Source organism: Acinetobacter sp. YH12211 (assembly GCF_013418015.1).
Lineage (GTDB): Bacteria > Pseudomonadota > Gammaproteobacteria > Pseudomonadales > Moraxellaceae > Acinetobacter > Acinetobacter towneri.
In genome coordinates, this window is the sequence record NZ_VPCW01000012.1 from 30,798 (window position 1) to 51,345 (window position 20,548).

The 20,548-nt window shown below is 43.5% G+C and carries 15 protein-coding genes; 14 read left to right on the forward strand and 1 reads right to left on the reverse strand.

All coding sequences use genetic code 11. From position 1 onward, the window contains the following. Window positions 1-24: 24 nt before the first annotated feature. Complete coding sequence (ponA, locus tag FTU98_RS08045; protein WP_136144158.1) at window positions 25-2,577, reverse strand: penicillin-binding protein PBP1a; 2,553 nt, start codon at window positions 2,575-2,577, stop codon at window positions 25-27. 169 nt (window positions 2,578-2,746) lie between these two features. Between ponA and FTU98_RS08050 the strand changes: the two genes are divergently transcribed. The 14 genes from FTU98_RS08050 to FTU98_RS08115 all read left to right on the forward strand — a co-directional run bounded on the left by FTU98_RS08050 (window position 2,747) and on the right by FTU98_RS08115 (window position 20,507). Then, the gene (locus tag FTU98_RS08050) at window positions 2,747-3,805 is read left to right on the forward strand and encodes a pilus assembly protein PilM (RefSeq protein WP_179991402.1); all 1,059 of its coding nucleotides are present in this window, start codon (window positions 2,747-2,749) and stop codon (window positions 3,803-3,805) included. Next, complete coding sequence (locus tag FTU98_RS08055) at window positions 3,805-4,440, forward strand: PilN domain-containing protein (protein ID WP_167846382.1); 636 nt, start codon at window positions 3,805-3,807, stop codon at window positions 4,438-4,440. The genes FTU98_RS08050 and FTU98_RS08055 overlap by 1 nt, the downstream gene beginning before the upstream one ends. Continuing rightward, on the forward strand, window positions 4,437-5,144 hold the full coding sequence (locus tag FTU98_RS08060; RefSeq protein WP_004974463.1) for a type 4a pilus biogenesis protein PilO: 708 nt from the start codon (window positions 4,437-4,439) through the stop codon (window positions 5,142-5,144). Before FTU98_RS08055 ends, FTU98_RS08060 begins: the two co-directional genes overlap by 4 nt. Next, on the forward strand, window positions 5,144-5,668 hold the full coding sequence (locus FTU98_RS08065; RefSeq protein WP_179997195.1) for a pilus assembly protein PilP: 525 nt from the start codon (window positions 5,144-5,146) through the stop codon (window positions 5,666-5,668). The genes FTU98_RS08060 and FTU98_RS08065 overlap by 1 nt, the downstream gene beginning before the upstream one ends. Before the next feature lie 60 nt (window positions 5,669-5,728). Beyond that, window positions 5,729-7,870 (forward strand): type IV pilus secretin PilQ, encoded by a 2,142-nt coding sequence (locus FTU98_RS08070; protein ID WP_180050980.1) that lies wholly within the window; start codon window positions 5,729-5,731, stop codon window positions 7,868-7,870. A gap of 37 nt (window positions 7,871-7,907) precedes the next feature. Next, window positions 7,908-8,450 carry a shikimate kinase AroK gene (gene aroK, locus FTU98_RS08075; protein ID WP_004974468.1) on the forward strand — a complete coding sequence of 181 codons (543 nt, stop codon included), beginning with the start codon at window positions 7,908-7,910 and terminating at the stop codon, window positions 8,448-8,450. An 18-nt stretch (window positions 8,451-8,468) separates the two neighbouring features. Continuing rightward, a complete protein-coding gene (gene aroB / locus FTU98_RS08080) occupies window positions 8,469-9,548 on the forward strand; it encodes a 3-dehydroquinate synthase (protein ID WP_136143923.1) in 1,080 nt (359 codons plus the stop codon). Window positions 9,549-9,558: 10 nt separating this feature from the next. Then, window positions 9,559-10,404: a hypothetical protein gene (locus tag FTU98_RS08085; protein WP_167846380.1), complete on the forward strand. Its 846-nt coding sequence runs from the start codon at window positions 9,559-9,561 to the stop codon at window positions 10,402-10,404. 568 nt (window positions 10,405-10,972) lie between these two features. Continuing rightward, the gene (gene gltB / locus FTU98_RS08090; protein WP_180050948.1) at window positions 10,973-15,448 is read left to right on the forward strand and encodes a glutamate synthase large subunit; all 4,476 of its coding nucleotides are present in this window, start codon (window positions 10,973-10,975) and stop codon (window positions 15,446-15,448) included. Window positions 15,449-15,539: 91 nt separating this feature from the next. Then, window positions 15,540-16,961 (forward strand): FAD-dependent oxidoreductase, encoded by a 1,422-nt coding sequence (locus tag FTU98_RS08095; protein WP_180050951.1) that lies wholly within the window; start codon window positions 15,540-15,542, stop codon window positions 16,959-16,961. Window positions 16,962-17,251: 290 nt separating this feature from the next. Then, window positions 17,252-17,842 (forward strand): LemA family protein, encoded by a 591-nt coding sequence (locus tag FTU98_RS08100; RefSeq protein WP_019836149.1) that lies wholly within the window; start codon window positions 17,252-17,254, stop codon window positions 17,840-17,842. Between the two features lie 19 nt (window positions 17,843-17,861). Beyond that, window positions 17,862-18,977 carry a YgcG family protein gene (locus FTU98_RS08105; protein ID WP_180050954.1) on the forward strand — a complete coding sequence of 372 codons (1,116 nt, stop codon included), beginning with the start codon at window positions 17,862-17,864 and terminating at the stop codon, window positions 18,975-18,977. Continuing rightward, on the forward strand, window positions 18,971-19,531 hold the full coding sequence (locus tag FTU98_RS08110; protein ID WP_180050958.1) for a TPM domain-containing protein: 561 nt from the start codon (window positions 18,971-18,973) through the stop codon (window positions 19,529-19,531). Before FTU98_RS08105 ends, FTU98_RS08110 begins: the two co-directional genes overlap by 7 nt. A 457-nt stretch (window positions 19,532-19,988) precedes the next feature. Continuing rightward, the gene (locus FTU98_RS08115) at window positions 19,989-20,507 is read left to right on the forward strand and encodes a prepilin-type N-terminal cleavage/methylation domain-containing protein (protein ID WP_180050961.1); all 519 of its coding nucleotides are present in this window, start codon (window positions 19,989-19,991) and stop codon (window positions 20,505-20,507) included. Window positions 20,508-20,548: the final 41 nt, after the last annotated feature.

A 20,548-nucleotide genomic window follows, 5' to 3' on the forward strand; every position in this document is an offset into this window, starting at 1 on the left:
CTTTTTCTGACTGCTTGTCTGCTGTTACAAGACTTCGTCAATTAAGTTTTCTAACGCATCGGGAGCAGGTTTGAGTGCTGAATTGGGTTTGGTAGGGCTGTTGCTTGGCGCTTGCATGGTAGGCGGTGCAGCGTTGTCAGGAATTAATACTTCCTCGCCTGGTAAATCGTCAAAATCACGCTCAGGCGCGCGTACTGGTGCTGCAGGCGCAGGTCGATACAGAGGTCGCGCCAATGGCGGTGAAGCACGATAGTCTTGCTGTTGTTCTGCACTCATTTGATTGAGCTCACGCTGTGGTGCTTTGGCTTTGCTGTCCAAACTGACCCAAGCTTCAGGTGTACCTTTGAGTGCATTGCCCATAAAGTCTGTCCAAATTGGCAGCGCTGCCACACCACCATATTCACGACGTCCTAAAGTGGTCGGTTGGTCAAAGCCGACCCAAGCTACGGTCACCAGTTTACCGTTGAAACCTGCAAACCAAGCATCTTTGGCATCGTTGGTGGTTCCTGTTTTACCGCCAATATCGCCACGACCAATTCTAAGCGCAGCACGTCCAGTACCATGTTGAATCACGTCACGTAAAATATTGGACATATCATACGCCGAGCTAGATTTTAAAATACGTTGTGCCTGTTTGTACTGACTACGCTCTGCCAATAATTTTGGATCTTGTTCGGCCTGTGCCAGTTTTTTATTGGTCACTTCAATCACTTCATCATCTGGCGTAGTGGCTTCGGCACTTTCAAGTGTTTGTTCTTTGGCGTTAATACAAGCAATACACGCATATTCAGGATTAGCTTGATAAATCACCTTGCCATAAGCATCTTCAATACGGTTAATGAAGTGCGGTTGGATACGGTAACCCCCGTTGGCAAAAGTGGCATAGCCCGTTGCCATTTGAATAGGCAAAACTTGTGGCGTGCCCAATGCAATGGTGTAGTTACGCGGAATCTGATCTTCCTGCAATCCAAAATCCATGAACAGTTGGCGGGTACGTTCAATCCCTACATTTTGCAATAAACGTACCGAAACCGTGTTACGAGATAAATATAACGCACGACGTAACGGAATCATGCCTAGATGACGACCATCGGAGTTACGTGGTGACCATTTGCCAATGGTGATTGGACTGTCATTGACCATAGTATGTGGTGTCATACCACGCTCTAAAGCCAGCGCATATACAAAAGGTTTGATGGTCGAACCCGGTTGACGCCAACCTTGTAAAGTACGGTTGAACTTGGATTGATAGAAGTTGTATCCACCGACCAACGCTTCAATGGCACCGTTATTCGGGTTAATTGCGACCAATTGACCTTGTACTTTCGGTACTTGTACCAATGACCAAGCGGTTTTATTTTCATTTGGACGTAAACGGACAATATCTTTGACTTTTACAACCTGTGCCGCACGACTTGGCGCATTGCCTACACTGTTGGCATTGCGATAGGGACGTGCCCAAGACATGCCTGACCACGGTACAGTAACCGTTGTGCCATCTTGCATTAACGCTTCAAAAGAATTATTCAGCACTTTGTTGACTTGCGCAGGGTAGGTGTTGGCATAAGCACGAAACTCATTCAGTGGTTTGTCGTGTGCCTCTGCACCACGCCAACCGTGGCGACGGTCATAGGCTTCTAAGCCTTCTTGTACCGCCTGTTCTGCGTACATTTGACGTTTGCTGTCTACCGTGGTGTAAACTTTATAGCCCGAATCAACCGCTTGTTCACCAAATTTACTGACCAGTTCAGCACGCACCATTTCACCAATATACGGATGTTTATTGCTGATGCTGCGGTCTGGCATATCTAAATTAATCGGTTCAGCAATGGCTTTTTGGTATTCATTTTGATTGATATAGCCCAGTTGCAGCATACGTCCCAAAATCCAGTTACGACGCTCCAAAGCACGTTCAGGATTCACCACAGGATTGTAGCGCGAAGGTGCTTTAGGTAAGCCTGCAATCATCGCCATTTGTGCAATCGACAGTTCTTCTAGGCTTTTGTTGTAATAAATTTTGGCAGCTGCCGCGATGCCATAGGCATTTTTACCCAAAAAGATTTTATTGACGTATAAGGTCAAAATTTCTTCTTTGCTCAGGTTTTGTTCAATTTTACGCGCTAAAAAGATTTCGGTGAGTTTACGCTTTAAAGTGCGATCAGGGCTGAGATAATAGTTTTTTGCCACTTGCATAGTAATGGTCGAGCCGCCAGTTTGCACATTGGAGCCTGTTACCGCCTCGCTCACCGCGCGCCCCAAGCCTTTGAAGCTAATCCCACTGTGTTCAAAAAAAGCAGAATCTTCGGCTGCTAAGAACGCAAAAATGAATTTTTCAGGAATATGTTCATAATCGACAGGCACAGAAAGCTTGCCGCCATACTCGGCAATTAGCTCATTATCGGCACTATAAACCTGTAATGGTTTTAATAATGGCGCTTTTTTTAAGGTGGTCATTTCTGGCAAAGATGGGGCAATATAGAGATACATGCCATAGAAACCCATCGGTATTGCGACCAAAATTATAATTATGATCAAAAAAAATGGATGAACACGACCCGAACAAGATAGCTTTTTCATAACAAGTGCGTTTTAATAAGCGCTAATAGCAAACTAATTGCTGGTCAGTATAGCGAGTAGATTTACGGATTGTTAGATGAATTATTGTATCCGTAAAAAATTATAGACCAGCGCGGATTAGTAGGTTAAATTTTTTTGGGGATAAAAAAATAATAGGAATGGTACTATTGTGCGTAGGTTATATCGTAAGCCAAGTAAGGGGTTAATAGGTGTAGATATTAGTTCTACTTCTGTTAAGTTATTAGAACTCTCTGTTAAGAATGGTAGATACTGGGTCGAGAGCTATGCGCTGGTCCCACTTCCAGAAGGCAGTGTGGTTGAAAAAAACATTCTCAATCCAGAAGCAGTCGGGGATGCGCTTGAACGTGCATTGAACTTAGCAAACACGCAATCTACATCTGCAGCATTAGCAATTCCAACCTCAATGGTGATTACCAAAATCATTGAAATGGATGCAGATATGACTAGCGATGAGCGTGAAGTTCAAATTCGTATGGACGCCGAGCAATATATTCCATTCCCATTAGATGAAGTCAGCCTAGACTTTGAAGTCCAACCAGACCGTTTAGCCAATCCAAACCGAGTCAATGTGTTACTGGTTGCAACACGTTTAGAAAACGTGGAAGCACGAGTTGAAGCATTGGATTTAGGTGGATTGACCGCCAAAATTGCTGATGTTGAAAGTTTTGCAATTGAAAATGCCTTTAAAGTGTTCTCCGATACCCTGCCAATGGGTGTGAACACAATTGGTATTCTAGACATTGGTCACACCATGACCACCTTGTCGGTACTGCAAAATAACAAAATTATTTATACCCGTGAGCAAACCTTTGGCGGTAAGCAGCTGACACAAGAAATTCAAAACCGTTATGGTTTGTCGTATGAAGAAGCAGGACGTGCGAAAAAAAGCCGTACTTTGCCAGATGACTACGATGTAGAGGTGCTCGAACCGTTCTTAGAAGCGGTGGTGCAACAAGCGGCACGTTCATTGCAATTCTTTTTCTCATCTTCACAATTTAACGAAATTGATCACATTTTATTGGCAGGGGGGAATGCCAATATTCCAGGTCTTGCGAAGTTGTTGCAGCAAAAACTGGGCTACCGTGTGACCATTGCCAATCCATTCTTACAAATGGGCTTCTCTCCACAAATCGACATTAAAAGAATTGAAAGTGATGCGCCGTCATTGATGGTGGCATGTGGTTTAGCAATGAGGAGTTTTGATTAATGGCAAAGATTAACTTACTCCCTTGGCGCGATGAGCTAAGAGAAAAACGTAAAAAAGAATTTATTGTATTTTGTATTGCAGCGGCTGCTGTTGGGGTGTTATTGGTGGCTTTGGCGTGGTTCTTCTACAACGCGAAGTTACAAGATCAAGAACAAGCCAATCAATTGGTGATCAGTACCAACCAAAACCTAGATGTACAATTAAAATCTTTAGAAGGCTTGCAAGAACAGCGTAATGCTATTGTTGAGCGCATGAAGCTTATTCAGGGCTTACAAAGTCAGCGTCCAATTGCCGTGCGTTTGGTGGATGAATTGGTGCGTGTGACACCAAGCAATATGTACTTAACCAAAGTGAGCCGTACAGGCAATAAACTCACTTTTGAAGGCAAGGCTGAAAGTCCAAATACTGTGGCTGAATTCTTGCGTAATTTGGAAGCATCGCCGTGGTATCGCAATGCATTTATGAATTCATTCTTAGCCAAAGAAGAAAATAAAGATAAAGCACCAAGCTCTGTGGTTCCTCGTGTAGAGGAAAGTTACGGTACTTTTGTAGTAACTTCAGATTTAGAAGAAATTGCAATTCCAGTAACACCAACAGAATCTAATTCAACATCAGCAGCGGGGGCAGCACAATGAGTCTCGATGAATTTGATGAAGTAAATCAGGATGCTGCTGTTGCTCCGAAAAAGAAAATGACAGTTGAAAAGTTTTTTCAACAGTTCAATACCCTAGATCCTAACAATTATGGTGCTTGGCCACTTTCGGTCAAAATTACTTGCTGGATTTTTATTATTTTCCTGATTCTAGCTTTAGGTTACTTTGTCGTAATCAAGCCAAAGTTAGATGCCATTGCAGCAGCACATACACAAGAACAAAACTTGTTAAATGAGTTCCGTGAAAAAGATTCTAAATTGCGTAATTTGCAGCAATACCAAGCGCAATTACAAGAAATGGAAGCGAACTTTAACCAACAACTTGAACAATTGCCAAAAGAAACTGAAATTCCAGGCTTGGTTGAAGATATTAACGTCACAGGCGTGAATTCAGGTTTGAAGTTTAAAAACATTCGTTTAGAGAACGAAATTAAACAAGAGTTCTTTATTGAACAGCCAATTTCAATTGAAGCGACAGGCGATTATCATGCCTTTGGTTCATTCGTAAGCGGTACAGCAGCATTGCCACGTATTGTGACCATGCACGACTTTGAAATTGTGGCGACTGAAAATAAAGACAAGAAAACCGATATTCCGCAAGTGACCTATAAAGCACAAGCAAAAACTTATCGTTATGTCGGCAGTGCAGATGCACAAACCGCGGGTAATGCTGGAGGAGCGAAATAATGAAAATTGAAAAGCTTTCGTTGGCTCTGATGGCGACTTTGTTGATGGTGGGGTGTGATTCACGGATTGATGCAGTCAATGCACAAATGGCTGAAATTCGTAATCAGCCACCACTACCCATTGAACCTGCACCTGTGTTTGAGCCTGCACCAACCTTTAACTATGCAGCACACCAGCTCAAAAGCCCATTTATGCCAAGTTCATTGGCGGCAGAGCTTAAAATTATGGCAGGGAAGCGCGTTTATCCGAACCTTGCTCGCCAGTTACAACCACTGGAAAATTACGCACTTGAGTCACTGACTATGAAAGGCAGTATGCGTCAAAATGGTCAAATTTTGGCATTGATTCAAACACCTGATGGTGAAATTGAGCGTATCCAGCGTGGTAGCTATATGGGGGTAAATCATGGTCGTGTGGTGAATATTACACCTACACAAATTGATTTAATCGAAATTATTCCAGATGGTCGTGAAGGTTATGTAGAACGTCCAAGAAGTTTAGTTTTAATTGGGCCTGCGCCATAAATTAAAGGAATAAAAATGAATAACAGTGTGAAAGATTTTATTTTTGGGGATGGTAATACAATGAACAATTTGTTCCGTCAGTTTTCAATGGGCGCAGTCGCAATGGCAGTGATGCAAGTTGCCAATGCCCAAGTCAGCATTACCAACATCGTACCCATGCAAATTCCGGGACAGGGCACCGAAATTCGTGTCATGTTTAATGGTTTGCCGCCTCAACCTGCAGCATATCAGCTGGAACAACCTTCCCGCTTGATTTTAGATTTTGATAAAGCGCAACAAACGCTTAAGCAAAACAGCGTTGCAGTCGCGACCAAAGAAGCCAGCTCTGTAGAGGTAAGCTCAGATGCACAGCGTTCACGTTTAACTGTGAACTTGGCCGATGCGGGTGCATTTACCACGCGTGTTGAAGGCAACACCTTTATTTTAAAAATTAACTCAACTACGGCAACGCCTATGGCTGCCGTGACTGCTCAACGTAGCGCACAAGGCGTATCCAATATTGGTTTCCAGCGTGGCGGTGAAGGCGAAGGTCAGGTGGTGATTGATCTACTCGGTAGCAATACGCCTGTATATGTGCAGCAGCAAGGCAGCAAAATTGTGGTACGTACTTTAGGCAATAAAGTACCTGCACATTTAGCACGTCGTTTAAATGTAAATGACTTTGCAACACCTGTATCGACCATTGATGCACACAATGATGGCAGCAATGGCGTGATTACTATTCAAGCTGCAGGCAGCTATGAATATATGGCATATCAGGCAGAAGACAAGCTAACCATCAGCTTAAAACGCCCTGTCGATAAAAACCCGTTTAAACCACGTGCAGCTCAAAGCTATACAGGCAAAAAGATTTCACTAGATTTCCAAGACATCGAAGTGCGTCGTGTATTGCAGTTATTGGCTGATTTCACAGGCATTAACATGGTGGCAGCAGACACCGTGCAAGGCAACATTACTTTACGCTTAAAAGATGTACCTTGGGATCAGGCGTTAGACATTATCCTGAAAACCAAAAACTTGGATAAGCGTCGTAATGGTAATGTGATTTGGATTGCACCTGTTTCTGAATTGATTAAAGCCGAAGAAGAAGAAGCCAAAGCGATTGCGCAAAGCGTGAAACTGGCACCACTTCAAACTGAATATATTCAATTGAATTATGCCAAAGCGGCAGACATTGAAAAGTTGATTACTGAAGGCAAAAATGCTTCAAATTCACGTACTGGTTCAAATACCAATACAGGTACTGATCCATTAGGCGATAGCGTTGGTAGCTTGCTAAGCCCACGCGGGACTGTTTCAGTAGATCCACGGACCAATACCTTAATCATTAACGATACATCAGCAAAAATTGATCAGATTCGTCAAATGATTGATTTGTTGGATGTGTCTGTGAAGCAAGTGATGATTGAAGCGCGTATTGTTCGTGCAACCACAGATTTCACCAAGGAAATGGGGGTGAAGTGGGGTATCTTGTCACAAGGGATTACCAATAATAACCACTTGTTGGTGGGTGGTAGCGATACGACTTTGTGGAACTTGCGTGAACCAGAAAAAAATGATGATTTAGGTGGTTGGAAGTACGAAATTGAACGTCCACAAAACCTGAATGTCGATTTGGGTGTGACCAGTCCTGGTGCTAGCCGTATTGCATTTGGTTTAATCAGCTTGTCTGACTTTATGCTCGATTTGGAGTTGTCGGCATTACAAGCAGATGGTTACGGTGAAGTGATTTCGACACCAAAAGTCCTGACTGCAGATAAGCAAAATGCCAAAGTGGCATCGGGTACGCAAATTCCGTATCAATCTTCTGAAGGTGGTGGTGTCAATGCCGTATCTACCACAGAATTCATTGATGCGACTTTAAGTTTGGATGTGACCCCAAGTATTACGCCTGACGGTAAAGTCCAAATGCAATTAAATATCACCAGTGACTCGCCAGGTGCACCTACACCTACAGGTCAGCTCACCATTAATAAGAACGCCGTGAATACCAACGTTTTGGTGGATAATGGTGAAACTGTGGTCTTGGGTGGTATTTTTGAGCAACAAACGGCTAACTCACAAACCAAAGTTCCATTCTTGGGCGATATTCCTTATATCGGACGTTTATTCCGTAAAGATATCAAGTCGGACAACAAACGTGAGTTGCTGATTTTTGTTACACCACGAATTGTTAATGACAGTGTTTCAAGAAATCATTAATATATTTTCAATTTAAACAAAATTTATAGGTGACTCCTTGCTAAGCAAAGAGTTTGACACCCTACCAAATATCTATTTGGTAGGGCCGATGGGGGCAGGCAAGACCACTGTAGGACGCCATTTGGCGGAATTGTTAGGGCGTGAATTTCTAGATAGTGATCATGAAATTGAACGCAAAACTGGCGCTACGATTCCTTGGATCTTTGAAAAAGAAGGTGAACAAGGGTTTCGTAGTCGTGAAACAGCGGTTATTGATGAGTTAACCACACGGCATAAACTTGTACTTGCTACAGGTGGCGGCGCGGTGACTCAAGCCCCGAATCGAGACTTCTTAAAACAACGTGGTATTGTTGTTTATCTATATACCCCTGTCGAAATTCAACTTCAGCGAACCTATCGCGATAAAAACCGTCCTTTACTTCAAGTCGAAAACCCCGAACAAAGATTACGTGATTTGCTTGCAGTGCGTGATCCGTTGTATCGTGAGGTGGCACATTATATTATTGAAACCAATCAGGGTGCTGCGCGAGATTTGGCGCAAAAAATCTTAAATACGATTGTTTCAGAGCAAATATCTTAGGTAGAAAGCGACTTTTTCATGCAGACTTTACACGTTGAACTTGGCGATCGCCGTTACCCAATTTTTATTGGCAGTGATCTTCAACCCCAAGAATTACTTGCACCTTATATTAAAGGTCAGCAAGTCATGATAGTGACCAATACCACGGTTGCACCTTTGTATTTAAGTCATTATGTGACGGCTGTTGAAGCACTTGGTAAGAAAGTGGCAACCTGTATTTTGCCTGATGGAGAAAAATACAAAGATATTCAGCATCTCACCCTTATTTTTGATGCCTTGCTAGAAGCGGGTTTTAACCGTGATTGTACGGTGCTGGCTTTGGGCGGTGGCGTGATTGGCGATATGGCAGGTTTTGCTTCGGCAAGTTTTCAGCGTGGAGTGTACTTCATTCAAGTACCGACCACTTTATTGTCGCAGGTCGATTCAAGTGTCGGTGGCAAAACAGGGATTAATCATCCATTGGGTAAAAACATGATTGGCGCGTTTCAGCAACCCCAAGTGGTGCTGGCCGATATGTCGCAACTGAATACTTTACCTGAGCGTGAGTTGTCTGCAGGCCTAGCCGAAGTCATTAAATATGCGCTTTTGGGTGATGTCGAGTTTCTAGAATGGCTTGAAACGCACATGGAAGCATTAGTGGCGCGTGATCCTGCTGTACTGGCAGAAGCGGTATATCGTTCATGTGCACATAAAGCGCGTATTGTTGCCAATGATGAAAAAGAGCAAGGTGAACGCGCTTTATTGAATCTTGGGCATACTTTTGGGCACGCAATTGAATCTTATTTGGGTTATGGTGAATGGTTACACGGTGAAGCTGTTGCGACAGGGATGGTAATGGCAGCCGATTTATCACAGCGTATGGGCTGGATTTCTGCCGAAGATGTAGAGCGTACAAAAAATATCATTTCTCGCGCCAATTTACCGATAGTATGTCCGCAAATTCCACTGGATCAGTTTTTGGCTTATATGGCACACGATAAAAAAGTGCTGAATGGTCAATTACGTTTGGTGCTCATGAAGCAATTGGGTCAAGCCATCATCACCAAAGAGTTTGACTTAGAATTGATGAAACAGGCGATTTTAGCCAATCAAGCATAAAAGGCAGCATATGACAGCACTGCGTACACACTGGCAAAAAATTCAACAGTCAATTTGGTTGCTGGGCGCGGTGCTGTGTTTATTGGCGGCACTGATTTTTTGGGCGGTGACTGACCGTGAAGAACTGGTTGAAATTGAAAAACAACCAGAGTCTGAAATTGAATTACAAATTCAACCCGAAAAGGTTGCTGCAACCACCTATTTGGGTGGCTTGCAAGAAGAAGTCCGCCCTTTGGAACTCACCACGCGTTTAACGGCTTCTGGTTTGCATGAGGCTGAGTTTCGCGGTACTAAATTTATTCAGGAACAAAAAAATAACAGCACGATTGAACTGTTTCGAGTTAATGATGAAAATATCATTAAAAGTTTTATTAAAAAGCAAACAGATCGTAGCAAGCTGTTTTATATTCGTTTAAGCGGTGAGGGGCAGGCAGAACAATATGTGATGTTATATGGCAGTTTTGGCAATAAACGTGACGCTGCACAGACTTTGACCGCACTGCCATTCAAATTTCCTGAAACGATTCAGCCTGTTGTGGTGCAATTTGCTGACTATCGTCCTTATGTCAATGATTTAGGTGCAGATGAAATGGGGCTGAGCACCAAGTTATATGCGGTAAATTTACGTCCTGCAGCTGTGCCTAAAATAGATGAAAGTGTTTTAGCGCGTCCACCTGCAACCACAACGACTGCACCGACTACGCAGGCTGTTGCCCCACAAAATAGTACCACCAGTACTACGATTACCCGCCGTGATCAGGAGGGTAATGTCGTGGATGTACAAAAATCACAAAGTGGTACTGCACCTGTTCAGCCCGATGCACCTGAACCTGAAGTGCGCGATCCTTTTAACTAATCATAAACATTTCCAATATTCTTTTAGCTCAAGTCGAGTCATTCAAATAGCTACTTGAGCTTTATCCTTTTTGTCTATTTTGGCTCAATTGCACCAATTTGATCTAAAAAAATTATTCTTCTCACTAAAAATTGCGTTCTAAAATGGCGCAGCATGGTGTATAAAAATAATGAAATGCACAAAAATAGTGCGAATTTGACTTAAAAATGTGATCTGATTTTACATTTTTAGGATTAAAGCTGAGATTTGGCTCATGTGCGAATAAAAAATAAAGTTGGCATTGTTTTTGCTTTTATTGGTGCGTGAATTGAGTTGTTGTCCCTATTTTGGCGCAAAAAAGATTCAATGATTGTGCGAAACTGTCAAATTTGCCTGCTACATTAAAGTGTAAAAGTTGCGTAAATGATGAATCGGTCACTCAGGCTTTTTAATCGGTATTGATTGAAATAAATGTGTGACATTTCATTTACCCAAGGTTGATGTTTAGAGTTGTAAATTGAGTTAAATCGCAAAAACAGATTGTTTAATTGGCCCAATTGGGCAAGTAAAAGAAGGGTACGCTATGCACATGCCATCGCCTAATACTGTAGCTCCCGCTCAAGGTTTATACCAACCGGATGAGTTTAAAGATAACTGTGGTTTCGGTTTAATTGCCCATATGCAGGGTGATGCAAGCCATGATCTCGTCAAGACTGCCATTCATAGTTTAAGTTGCATGACCCACCGTGGTGGTATTGCCGCAGACGGTAAAACGGGCGATGGATGTGGTTTGCTGTTGGCGATGCCAAAGCAATTTTTCCGCGAAGAAGCAAAACGCTTAAGTGACATTACTCTGAGCGAAATTTTTGCAGTGGGTACAGTATTTCTGAACCTCGACCCTGCCTTAGCGGCGCATGCAAAAAATATCCTGACCAAAGAAATTGAAGCAGAAGGCTGTAAAGTATTGGCTTGGCGTGTGGTGCCAACCAATAATGAGGCATTGGGCGAAATCGCCATGCAGTCTTTGCCTGCTTTTGAGCAAATTATTGTCAATTGCCCATTGGGGGTGACTGAGGTTGAATTTAACCGTAAATTATTCTTGGCACGTCGTCGTGCCGAGCAGCAATTGACTGCTGATCCATATTTTTATGTGACCACGTTATGCTCAACCGTGATCAGCTATAAAGGTTTGATGATGCCTGCAGCGATTGCAGACTTCTATACCGACCTTGCTGATACACGTTTGGCATCACATATTGTGGTGTTCCACCAGCGCTTCTCGACCAACACATTGCCACGTTGGCCGTTGGCGCAGCCTTTCCGTTACTTGGCACACAATGGTGAAATCAACACCATTACCGCCAACCGTAACTGGGCGATGGCACGTACCCCTAAATTTGAAAATCCATTATTGCCAGGTTTGACAGAGCTAAACCCAATTGTAAACCGTACAGGTTCAGACTCCTCAAGCTTAGACAATATGCTGGAAATTCTGGTGGGTGGTGGAATGGATTTATTCCGTGCCTTGCGTATGTTGGTTCCACCTGCATGGCAGAACGTCGAAACCATTGATGCCGATTTACGCGCCTTCTATGAATTTAACTCTAAACATATGGAAGCATGGGATGGTCCTGCAGGTTTAGTGATTCAGGATGGTCGTCATGCCATCTGTATGCTAGACCGTAATGGCTTACGTCCTGCACGTTGGGTGATCACCAAAAATGGCTACATCACTTTGGCCTCTGAAATTGGGGTGTGGGGTTATGAACCTGAAGATGTAATTTCTAAAGGACGTGTTGGTCCTGGTCAAATTTTGGTGGTGGATACCTTTACAGGCAAAGTGCTCGATACGCAGGATGTAAATAACCATCTTAAAAGAATGCGTCCTTACCGTGAATGGTTACGTGAAAATTCAATCCGTTTACAAGGTAGTCCAGAGCTTGAAGAATATTTGTGTGATCAGGGTTTAAAAGGTGATGCCTTAAAAGCTGCACAAAAAATGTTTATGGTGACCTTTGAAGAGCGTGACCAATTATTGCGTCCAATTGCAGAAAGTGGTCAGGAAGCTGTGGGTTCCATGGGTGATGATACCCCAATGGCAGTATTATCACGTCAGGTACGTCATGTGTCAGATTATTTCCGTCAGCAGTTTGCGCAGGTGACCAATCCACCGATTGATCCATTGCGTGAATCGATCGTGATGTCTTTGGAAACCTGTTTGGGTCGTGAACAAAACGTATTTGAGCAAGGCCCAGAACATGCCGACCGCTTGATTATTTCAAGTCCTGTGTTGACCAATTCAAAAATGCACCAAATTCGCACTTTGGGTCGTAAAGGCTATGAAATTGCCGACATCGACCTGAACTATGCTGAAAATGAAGGTTTGCAAGCTGCGATTCAACGGATTTGCGAAACTGCTGCACAAGCGGTGCGTGAGGGTAAAACTTTATTGGTACTCACCGATAAAAAAATTCGTGAAGGTTACTTGCCTGCGAATGCGGTCATGGCGACTGGTGCGGTGCATCACCACTTAATTCAAGTCGGTTTACGTACCGATGCCAACATTATTGTGGAAACAGGTTTTGCCCGTGATCCGCACCAATTTGCAGTATTGCTCGGTTTTGGTGCAACTGCGGTGTATCCATATTTGGCTTATGATGTGATCAATGACTTGATTGCCAAAGGCGAGTTATTGGGCGACCCTGTCTATGCACAAAGCAATTTCCGCAAAGGCATTGAAAAAGGCTTGCTCAAAGTCTTGTCCAAAATGGGGATTTCAACTGTAGCCTCTTACCGTGGTGGTCAGTTGTTTGAAGCAGTCGGCTTATCAGCCGAAGTGGTGAATACATGCTTTATTGGTGTGCCAAGCCGTATTCAGGGGGCTACCTTTGCCGACCTTGAAAATGATCAGAAAAAACTAGCAGACACTGCATGGAAATCACGTAAACCAATTGATCAGGGTGGTTTGCTGAAATTTGTATTTGGCAAGGAATACCATGCCTTTAACCCAGATGTGATCAATGCCTTACACAAAGCGGTGCGTTCAGGCAATTATGCAGATTTTAAAGAATATGCAGAAATCGTAAATAATCGCCCAATTGCAACCATTCGTGATTTATTCAAGTTAAAAACAGACAATTCCATTGCCTTAGATCAAGTGGAGTCGGTTGAGCAAATTTTACCGCGTTTTGACTCTGCGGGGATGTCTTTAGGTGCGTTGTCACCAGAAGCACATGAAGCAATTGCCATTGCCATGAACACCATTGGTGGGCGTTCAAACTCAGGCGAGGGCGGTGAAGACCCTGCGCGTTATGGCACGATTCGTAACTCGAAAATCAAACAGATTGCTTCGGGACGTTTTGGGGTAACGCCTGCGTACTTAACCTCTGCAGAAGTGTTGCAGATTAAAGTGGCGCAGGGTGCAAAACCAGGCGAGGGTGGTCAGTTACCGGGTGGTAAAGTGAATGGGTTGATTGCACGTTTGCGTTACTCTGTGCCAGGTGTAACTTTGATTTCACCACCACCACACCACGATATTTATTCGATTGAAGACTTGTCACAATTGATTTTTGATTTAAAACAAGTCAATCCACAAGCCATGGTATCGGTCAAACTGGTGTCTGAACCGGGTGTGGGTACCATTGCAGCAGGTGTCGCTAAAGCCTATGCCGACTTCATTACCATCTCGGGTTATGATGGCGGTACCGCAGCATCGCCACTATCATCTATTCACCATGCAGGTTCGCCGTGGGAGTTGGGTTTAAGTGAGGCGCATCAGGCATTACGTGTGAATGACTTGCGTGGCAAAGTTCGTGTGCAAACCGATGGTGGCTTAAAAACTGGTTTAGATGTGGTGAAAGCGGCAATTTTAGGTGCGGAAAGCTTCGGTTTTGGTTCAACGCCAATGATTGCCTTAGGTTGTAAATACTTGCGTATCTGTCACTTAAATAACTGTGCAACAGGGGTAGCAACGCAGCAAGATCATTTGCGTCAGGAACACTATATTGGTGAACCACAAATGCTGATCAACTTCTTCACTTTCATTGCGGAAGAAACCCGTGAATGGTTAGCTGCACTGGGTGTTGCGAGCTTGAAAGACTTGATTGGTCGTACCGACTTGCTAGAAATTTTACCGGGTGAAACCGAAAAACATGCGCACTTGGATTTAAGCGCCTTGTTGGAATCGCACCCTGCGGCAGAAGGCAAAGCGCAATACTGTCAGGTTGAAGGCAATGCGCCATTTGACAAAGGCATCTTGGCTGAAAAAATGATTGCAGAGATGTTGCCTGCAATTGAAGCAGGTACAGGGGGCGAATATTACTTTAATGTGAGCAACTGTGACCGTTCAATTGGTGCGCGTATTTCAGGTGAAATTGCGCGTCGTTATGGTAACTTGAGCATGGAACACCATCCTGTCAAATTGAACCTTACGGGTACTGCGGGACAATCTTTAGGTGTTTGGAATGCAGGTGGTTTGCATATCAAACTTGAAGGCGATGCCAATGACTATGTGGGTAAAGGCATGGCGGGGGGGCGAATTTCCATCTTCCCACCAAAAGGTTCGCCTTTCCAAACTCAAAACACAGCGATAATTGGTAATACCTGTCTCTATGGTGCAACTGGTGGTAAATTATTTGCTGCAGGTACGGCAGGTGAGCGCTTTGCGGTGCGTAACTCAGGTGCCTTCGCTGTGATTGAAGGGGCAGGCGACCACTGCTGTGAATATATGACTGGCGGAATTGTCACGGTATTGGGCAAAGTGGGACACAACTTTGGTGCGGGCATGACAGGTGGATTTGCCTATGTACTGGATTTGGATAATGACTTTGTAGACCGTTACAACCACGAACTGATTGAGCTGAATCGTATTTCGACTGAAGCGATGGAAGAACATAAAGCATTCTTAGGACGTATTTTAGATGAACACATTGCTGAAACAGGCAGTGCGTGGGCGTATAAGATCCGTCATGAGTTTGATTTCTATAGCCGTAAATTCTGGCTGGTAAAACCAAAAGCTGCCAACTTGCAGACTTTGTTGAAAACCACCCAAGCAGATCCACAATAATCCACGACTCAGCATTCGGCAGATGTGGATAACTTTCGACTTATACCCAGTGTAAATGTCGCGTTATCCACATCCACCTACGGAGAAAGACATGGCAGAACGCCTACATAATGACTTTCAATTTCTGGATGTAGCACGCCAAGATCCAGAGAAAAAAGATCTCGATGTCCGCAAAAATGAGTTTGTGGAAATTTATAAACCGTTTACTGCAGAAGTGGCGGCCAATCAGACCCATCGTTGTTTGGGCTGTGGTAACCCGTACTGTGAATGGAAATGCCCTGTGCATAACTACATTCCGAACTGGCTTAAACTAATTTCGGAAGGTCGTATTTTTCAGGCAGCAGAATTGTGTCATCAAACCAATACTTTGCCTGAAGTTTGTGGACGGGTTTGTCCACAAGACCGCTTGTGTGAAGGCGCATGTACCTTAAATGATGGTTTTGGTGCAGTCACCATTGGCAATGCCGAAAAGTACATCAACGATACTGCTTTTGCCTTGGGCTGGCGTCCAGACATGTCGCATGTGAAATGGACCGATAAAAAAGTGGCGATTATTGGCGCAGGCCCTGCAGGTTTAGGCTGTGCAGATATTTTGGTGCGTAATGGCGTCAAACCGGTAGTTTTTGACAAACGCCCTGAAATTGGTGGCTTGCTCACCTTTGGTATTCCAGAATTTAAAATGGAAAAAGACGTGATGAAACGCCGCCGAGAAATTTTTTCGGGCATGGGGGTTGAATTCCGTTTAAATACCGAAATTGGTACAGATATCACGATTGAACAATTGCTTGCAGATTACGATGCCGTGTTCATGGGCATGGGCACTTATACCTATATGAAAGGTGGATTTGCTGGTGAAGATTTAGATGGTGTTTATGATGCGCTGGATTTCTTGATTGCCAATGTTAACCGTTGCCAAGGCTGGGAAAAAGACCCTGCAGAATACATCAGTGTTGAAGGCAAAAAAGTGATTGTACTGGGTGGTGGTGATACTGCCATGGATTGTAACCGTACTTCTATTCGTCAAGGTGCGCAGCAAGTCACTTGTGCCTATCGTCGTGATGAAGCCAATATGCCAGGTTCACGTCGTGAAGTGACCAACGCCCGTGAAGAAGGGGTGAACTTCTTATTTAACCGTCAACCAATTGAAATTGTTGGTGAAAATGGTAAAGTCACAGGTGTGAAAGTGGTCACCACACAATTGGGTGAGCCTGACAGTCGTGGTCGTCGCAGCCCAGAGCCTGTTCCAGGTTCAGAAGAAATTTTAGCTGCCGATGCGGTATTGCTTGCTTTTGGTTTCCGTGCAAGCCCTGCAGATTGGTTTGCCTCTGCCAATATTGGGGTAGATGGTTCAGGTCGTGTAGTGGCAGCAGAACAGCAAACATTTAAGTTCCAAACGTCTAACCCGAAAATTTTTGCAGGAGGCGATATGGTGCGTGGTTCTGATTTGGTCGTGACTGCCATTTGGGAAGGTCGTCAGGCGGCAGAAGGTATTTTAGATTATTTAGAGGTCTAAACGAGTTTGTTTTGCTAGATCTTGAAAGGGCTGAGTTTTAAGGAATTCAGTCCTTTTTTATTGGATATTTTATACAGCTCATCTTCAAGTGGAATATATTGCCATCTCTGATTCATATAAGGTTTAAGAGCTGAAACTTCAATATCAATTCAATCTGCTGTACAAGGTTATTGTTGGATGTAATCAGTTTGGTGATTCGCTCGATTAAACAAAATACACAAACAAGTCAGAATTTCACGTTAGAATGAAATCATTTCAAACAAATACAAAGAAAATTTAGAGGTTAATTTATGAATTTCACAAAAAAAACCATGCTCGCGGTGGCTTTAACCAGTACTTTGACATTAAGCGGCTGTGGCTATAACACCTTACAAGTCAAAGATGAAGCCGTGACTGCTTCTTGGTCAGAAGTCCAAAACCAATATCAACGCCGTGCTGACTTAGTGCCAAACTTGGTGAATGTGGTCAAAGGCTATGCCAAACACGAAGAACAAGTCTTGACTGAAGTCACTCAGGCACGTGCCAATGTCGCAGGCTTAAAAGTGGATAAGTCGGTATTAGAAGACCCTGCGTTATTCCAGAAATATCAGGAAGCACAGGCGCAAATGACCAGTGCCTTATCACGTTTAATTGCGGTGTCTGAAAATTATCCAGACTTAAAAGCCAATGAGCAATTCCGTGATTTACAAGTACAACTAGAAGGCACAGAAAACCGTATTGCCGTGGCGCGTAACCGTTACATCAGCACAGTGCAAGACTTTAACAGCTATGCACGTCAATTCCCGCAAGTGATGACCGCAAAAGTCATTGGTATGGACACCAAACCAAACTTCAGTGCCGAGCAAAGCGCACAAACAGCACCGAAAGTTTCGTTTGAATAACGCCTAGGAGGATGTTTGGATGCAGCAATCGCACAGCAAGACCTGTATAAATCTTGGGCAGATGCTGCTGCTGATGGTTGTCATGTGTTTTAGTGGCTTGGCATTTAGTGAAGTTGCTACAGCAACTGATGAAACTGCCGAAGCTGTGGTGCTGGGTAAAATTGTGCAGCAACAGCATCCTCAAAATGCCAACCCTATCCCAGATCTTGCAAACTCACGCCAGTCTACAGCGAGCACTCAGCAAGCACCTGCGGAAACACCCGTTCAGCAACCGAAAATTGCCCATGATATGGCAGAAGGTGAATCTATACGTGCTTTGCCGACCTTGAATCAGCCCGTAGTCGATCAAGCCAATTTGCTCACTGTTGCAGAAAAACAGCAAATCAGCCAGCGGATTTTAAATTTACATCAACAAGCCAAAGCGCAAATTGGGGTGGTGATTGTTCCGACTACAGGACAGGAAGATATTTTTGATTTTGCCATGCGGGTCGCAGAACAATGGCAGCTCGGTTCTGCCAAGCAAGACAATGGTGTGTTGATGGCAATTGCAGTCAATGACCGCCGTATTCAGATTTTAACGGGGTATGGTTTAGAGGGCGTGCTGCCCGATATTGTGGTCAGTCGGATTATTAACCAACGCATTACACCGTATTTTAAACAAGCGCAATATGCACAAGGCATAGATGCAGGCGTCGCAGAAATTGAACGGATTTTAAACCTAGATCCAGAAGTTGCTGCACAAGCGGCGCAAGAGTTGAAACAACGCCATGAAGAAGCGCTGCAAGAACAACAGGCGCGTGAAAAAACCTTGAGCACTGCTTTATTTATTTTAATTGCAGGGGTAATTGGCTCACTGATTGTTGGAAAACGCTTAAGTGCTTCAACCGCTGCCGTGGCAGGTACAGTGGCAGGTTTGGTCAATGGTGCAGGCTTAATCACCAGTTTAATGATTGGCGCGGGAATTTTCTTTTTACTCATCACTGCCATTGCACAGACCATTTTCCAAATTTTCTTGTCCTCTGCAGGGCGTGGAGGCGGACGTGGTGGTGGTTTTGGCGGCGGCGGTTTGGGTGGCGGTGGCTATAGCGGCGGCGGTGGTAGCTTTGGTGGGGGAGGAGCATCAGGATCATGGTAACCACAACAGATACAACAGAAATTATTACTCAACCGAAAATGGAGATTGCAGCGCGTCCGAGTGTAAAGCGTTGGCTGAAGCATTTCTTTTATTTACCTGCCACTAAACGTTTTTTTAATGCGCAGGATCAACATGCCATTGCAGAAGCAGTGACTGCTGCTGAACATGGGAATGTAGGTGAAATTCAGGTGGTGATTGAAGGTTGTTTACCCTCGCGTTTGGCGTATACGATAGATACGCATACCCGTGCACACCAATTATTCGCAGAATTGGGTGTTTGGGATACTGAACTGAACAGTGGGGTTTTGCTGTACCTGAATTTGTGTGAGCGCAAGGTGGAAATTGTGATAGACCGTGGCATTAAAACAGCGACCACTCAACAGGTGTGGGATGAGGTCTGTGCGCATATGGTGCAGGGTTTGGCACAGCAGCAGTATAGGCAAGCAGTGATAGCATGTGTGAATGAAATTGGTGAAATTTTGGATGCTTTTTATGACCGCCAGCTGCTAGATCAGCAAAATGAATTGAGCAATGCTCCGATTATTTTGGGGTGAGGGTTGTTGGTGTCGTTTCCTTTTTTAATTCTTCTGTTTTTTAAAAAGAACATAGGAGTGATTTTTAAACATTGGCAGCTTTCACTACATTTGGCTCATCTTTTTCAAAAAGGGAAGCTATGTGAGTACAAAATATAAGCACCGTACACAAGTTAAATTTGCTGAAATTTGAATCGAAAATTCAAATAAATTTGTGATGAATTTATTTCTAAAATTAAAAAACGTGACTTATTGCTCTAAAATTGACAAAATTTGTTAAATTTACAATTTCCACCTGACAATATTTGTCACTTTTTAACAATAATACACAGTCAAATTAAAAGTCTTAAATTTTTTATGTGTAAGGTGCTGTTTTTTTGTGGGAATTGTCTATAATAAAAGTTGGCACGTTTAGTGCTAATATTAAAATAGCTTACAAAGCTTATAATTAAATTAACAACATTTGTGGAGAATGTTTATGAATACGATGCAAAAAGGTTTTACACTCATCGAATTGATGATCGTTGTCGCGATCATTGGTATTTTGGCTGCGGTAGCGTTACCTGCTTACCAAGACTATACGGCTCGTGCAAAAGTATCTGAAGTGGTTTTAGCTGCTTCTACGTGTCGTACAGCTGTTTCTGAAGCATCACAAACAGGTTTTGCTGCAGCACCAGCAGCAGCTGATAAATTTGGTTGCGGTGAAGCGGGTAGTTCAGGTTCGCCTATTTCTCAATATGTTGAACAAATTACTACAAGTGAAGCAGGAAGGGTTTCTGTTAAGGCAAGAAATATCAGACAGTTGGGTACTTCGAATTTGTGGGTTAGTTTCCAACCATATTCTGATCCAAACTCAACAACTGTAATGACTGCTTCAGACTATTCACGTGCTACAGATGGTACATTAAAACCAGTTAAAGCTTGGCAGTGTGTAGGTGGTGATGCTACTGGTGCTAATGGTATCGAAGCTAAATACTTACCAGCTTCTTGCCGTTAATATTTAGTTGATAAAAAAAGAGGGGTAACCCTCTTTTTTTA

Bases quoted from the DNA above. Each gene is read 5' to 3' on its own strand.
- FTU98_RS08095 (WP_180050951.1), top strand. From the start codon at position 15,540: ATGGCAGAACGCCTACATAATGACTTTCAATTTCTGGATGTAGCACGC.
- FTU98_RS08105 (WP_180050954.1), top strand. From the start codon at position 17,862: ATGCAGCAATCGCACAGCAAGACCTGTATAAATCTTGGGCAGATGCTG.
- gltB (WP_180050948.1), top strand. From the start codon at position 10,973: ATGCCATCGCCTAATACTGTAGCTCCCGCTCAAGGTTTATACCAACCG.
- FTU98_RS08115 (WP_180050961.1), top strand. From the start codon at position 19,989: ATGAATACGATGCAAAAAGGTTTTACACTCATCGAATTGATGATCGTT.
- FTU98_RS08065 (WP_179997195.1), top strand. From the start codon at position 5,144: ATGAAAATTGAAAAGCTTTCGTTGGCTCTGATGGCGACTTTGTTGATG.
- FTU98_RS08055 (WP_167846382.1), top strand. From the start codon at position 3,805: ATGGCAAAGATTAACTTACTCCCTTGGCGCGATGAGCTAAGAGAAAAA.
- FTU98_RS08085 (WP_167846380.1), top strand. From the start codon at position 9,559: ATGACAGCACTGCGTACACACTGGCAAAAAATTCAACAGTCAATTTGG.
- ponA (WP_136144158.1), bottom strand. From the start codon at position 2,577: ATGAAAAAGCTATCTTGTTCGGGTCGTGTTCATCCATTTTTTTTGATC.
- FTU98_RS08060 (WP_004974463.1), top strand. From the start codon at position 4,437: ATGAGTCTCGATGAATTTGATGAAGTAAATCAGGATGCTGCTGTTGCT.
- FTU98_RS08100 (WP_019836149.1), top strand. From the start codon at position 17,252: ATGAATTTCACAAAAAAAACCATGCTCGCGGTGGCTTTAACCAGTACT.
- FTU98_RS08070 (WP_180050980.1), top strand. From the start codon at position 5,729: ATGAACAATTTGTTCCGTCAGTTTTCAATGGGCGCAGTCGCAATGGCA.
- FTU98_RS08110 (WP_180050958.1), top strand. From the start codon at position 18,971: ATGGTAACCACAACAGATACAACAGAAATTATTACTCAACCGAAAATG.
- aroB (WP_136143923.1), top strand. From the start codon at position 8,469: ATGCAGACTTTACACGTTGAACTTGGCGATCGCCGTTACCCAATTTTT.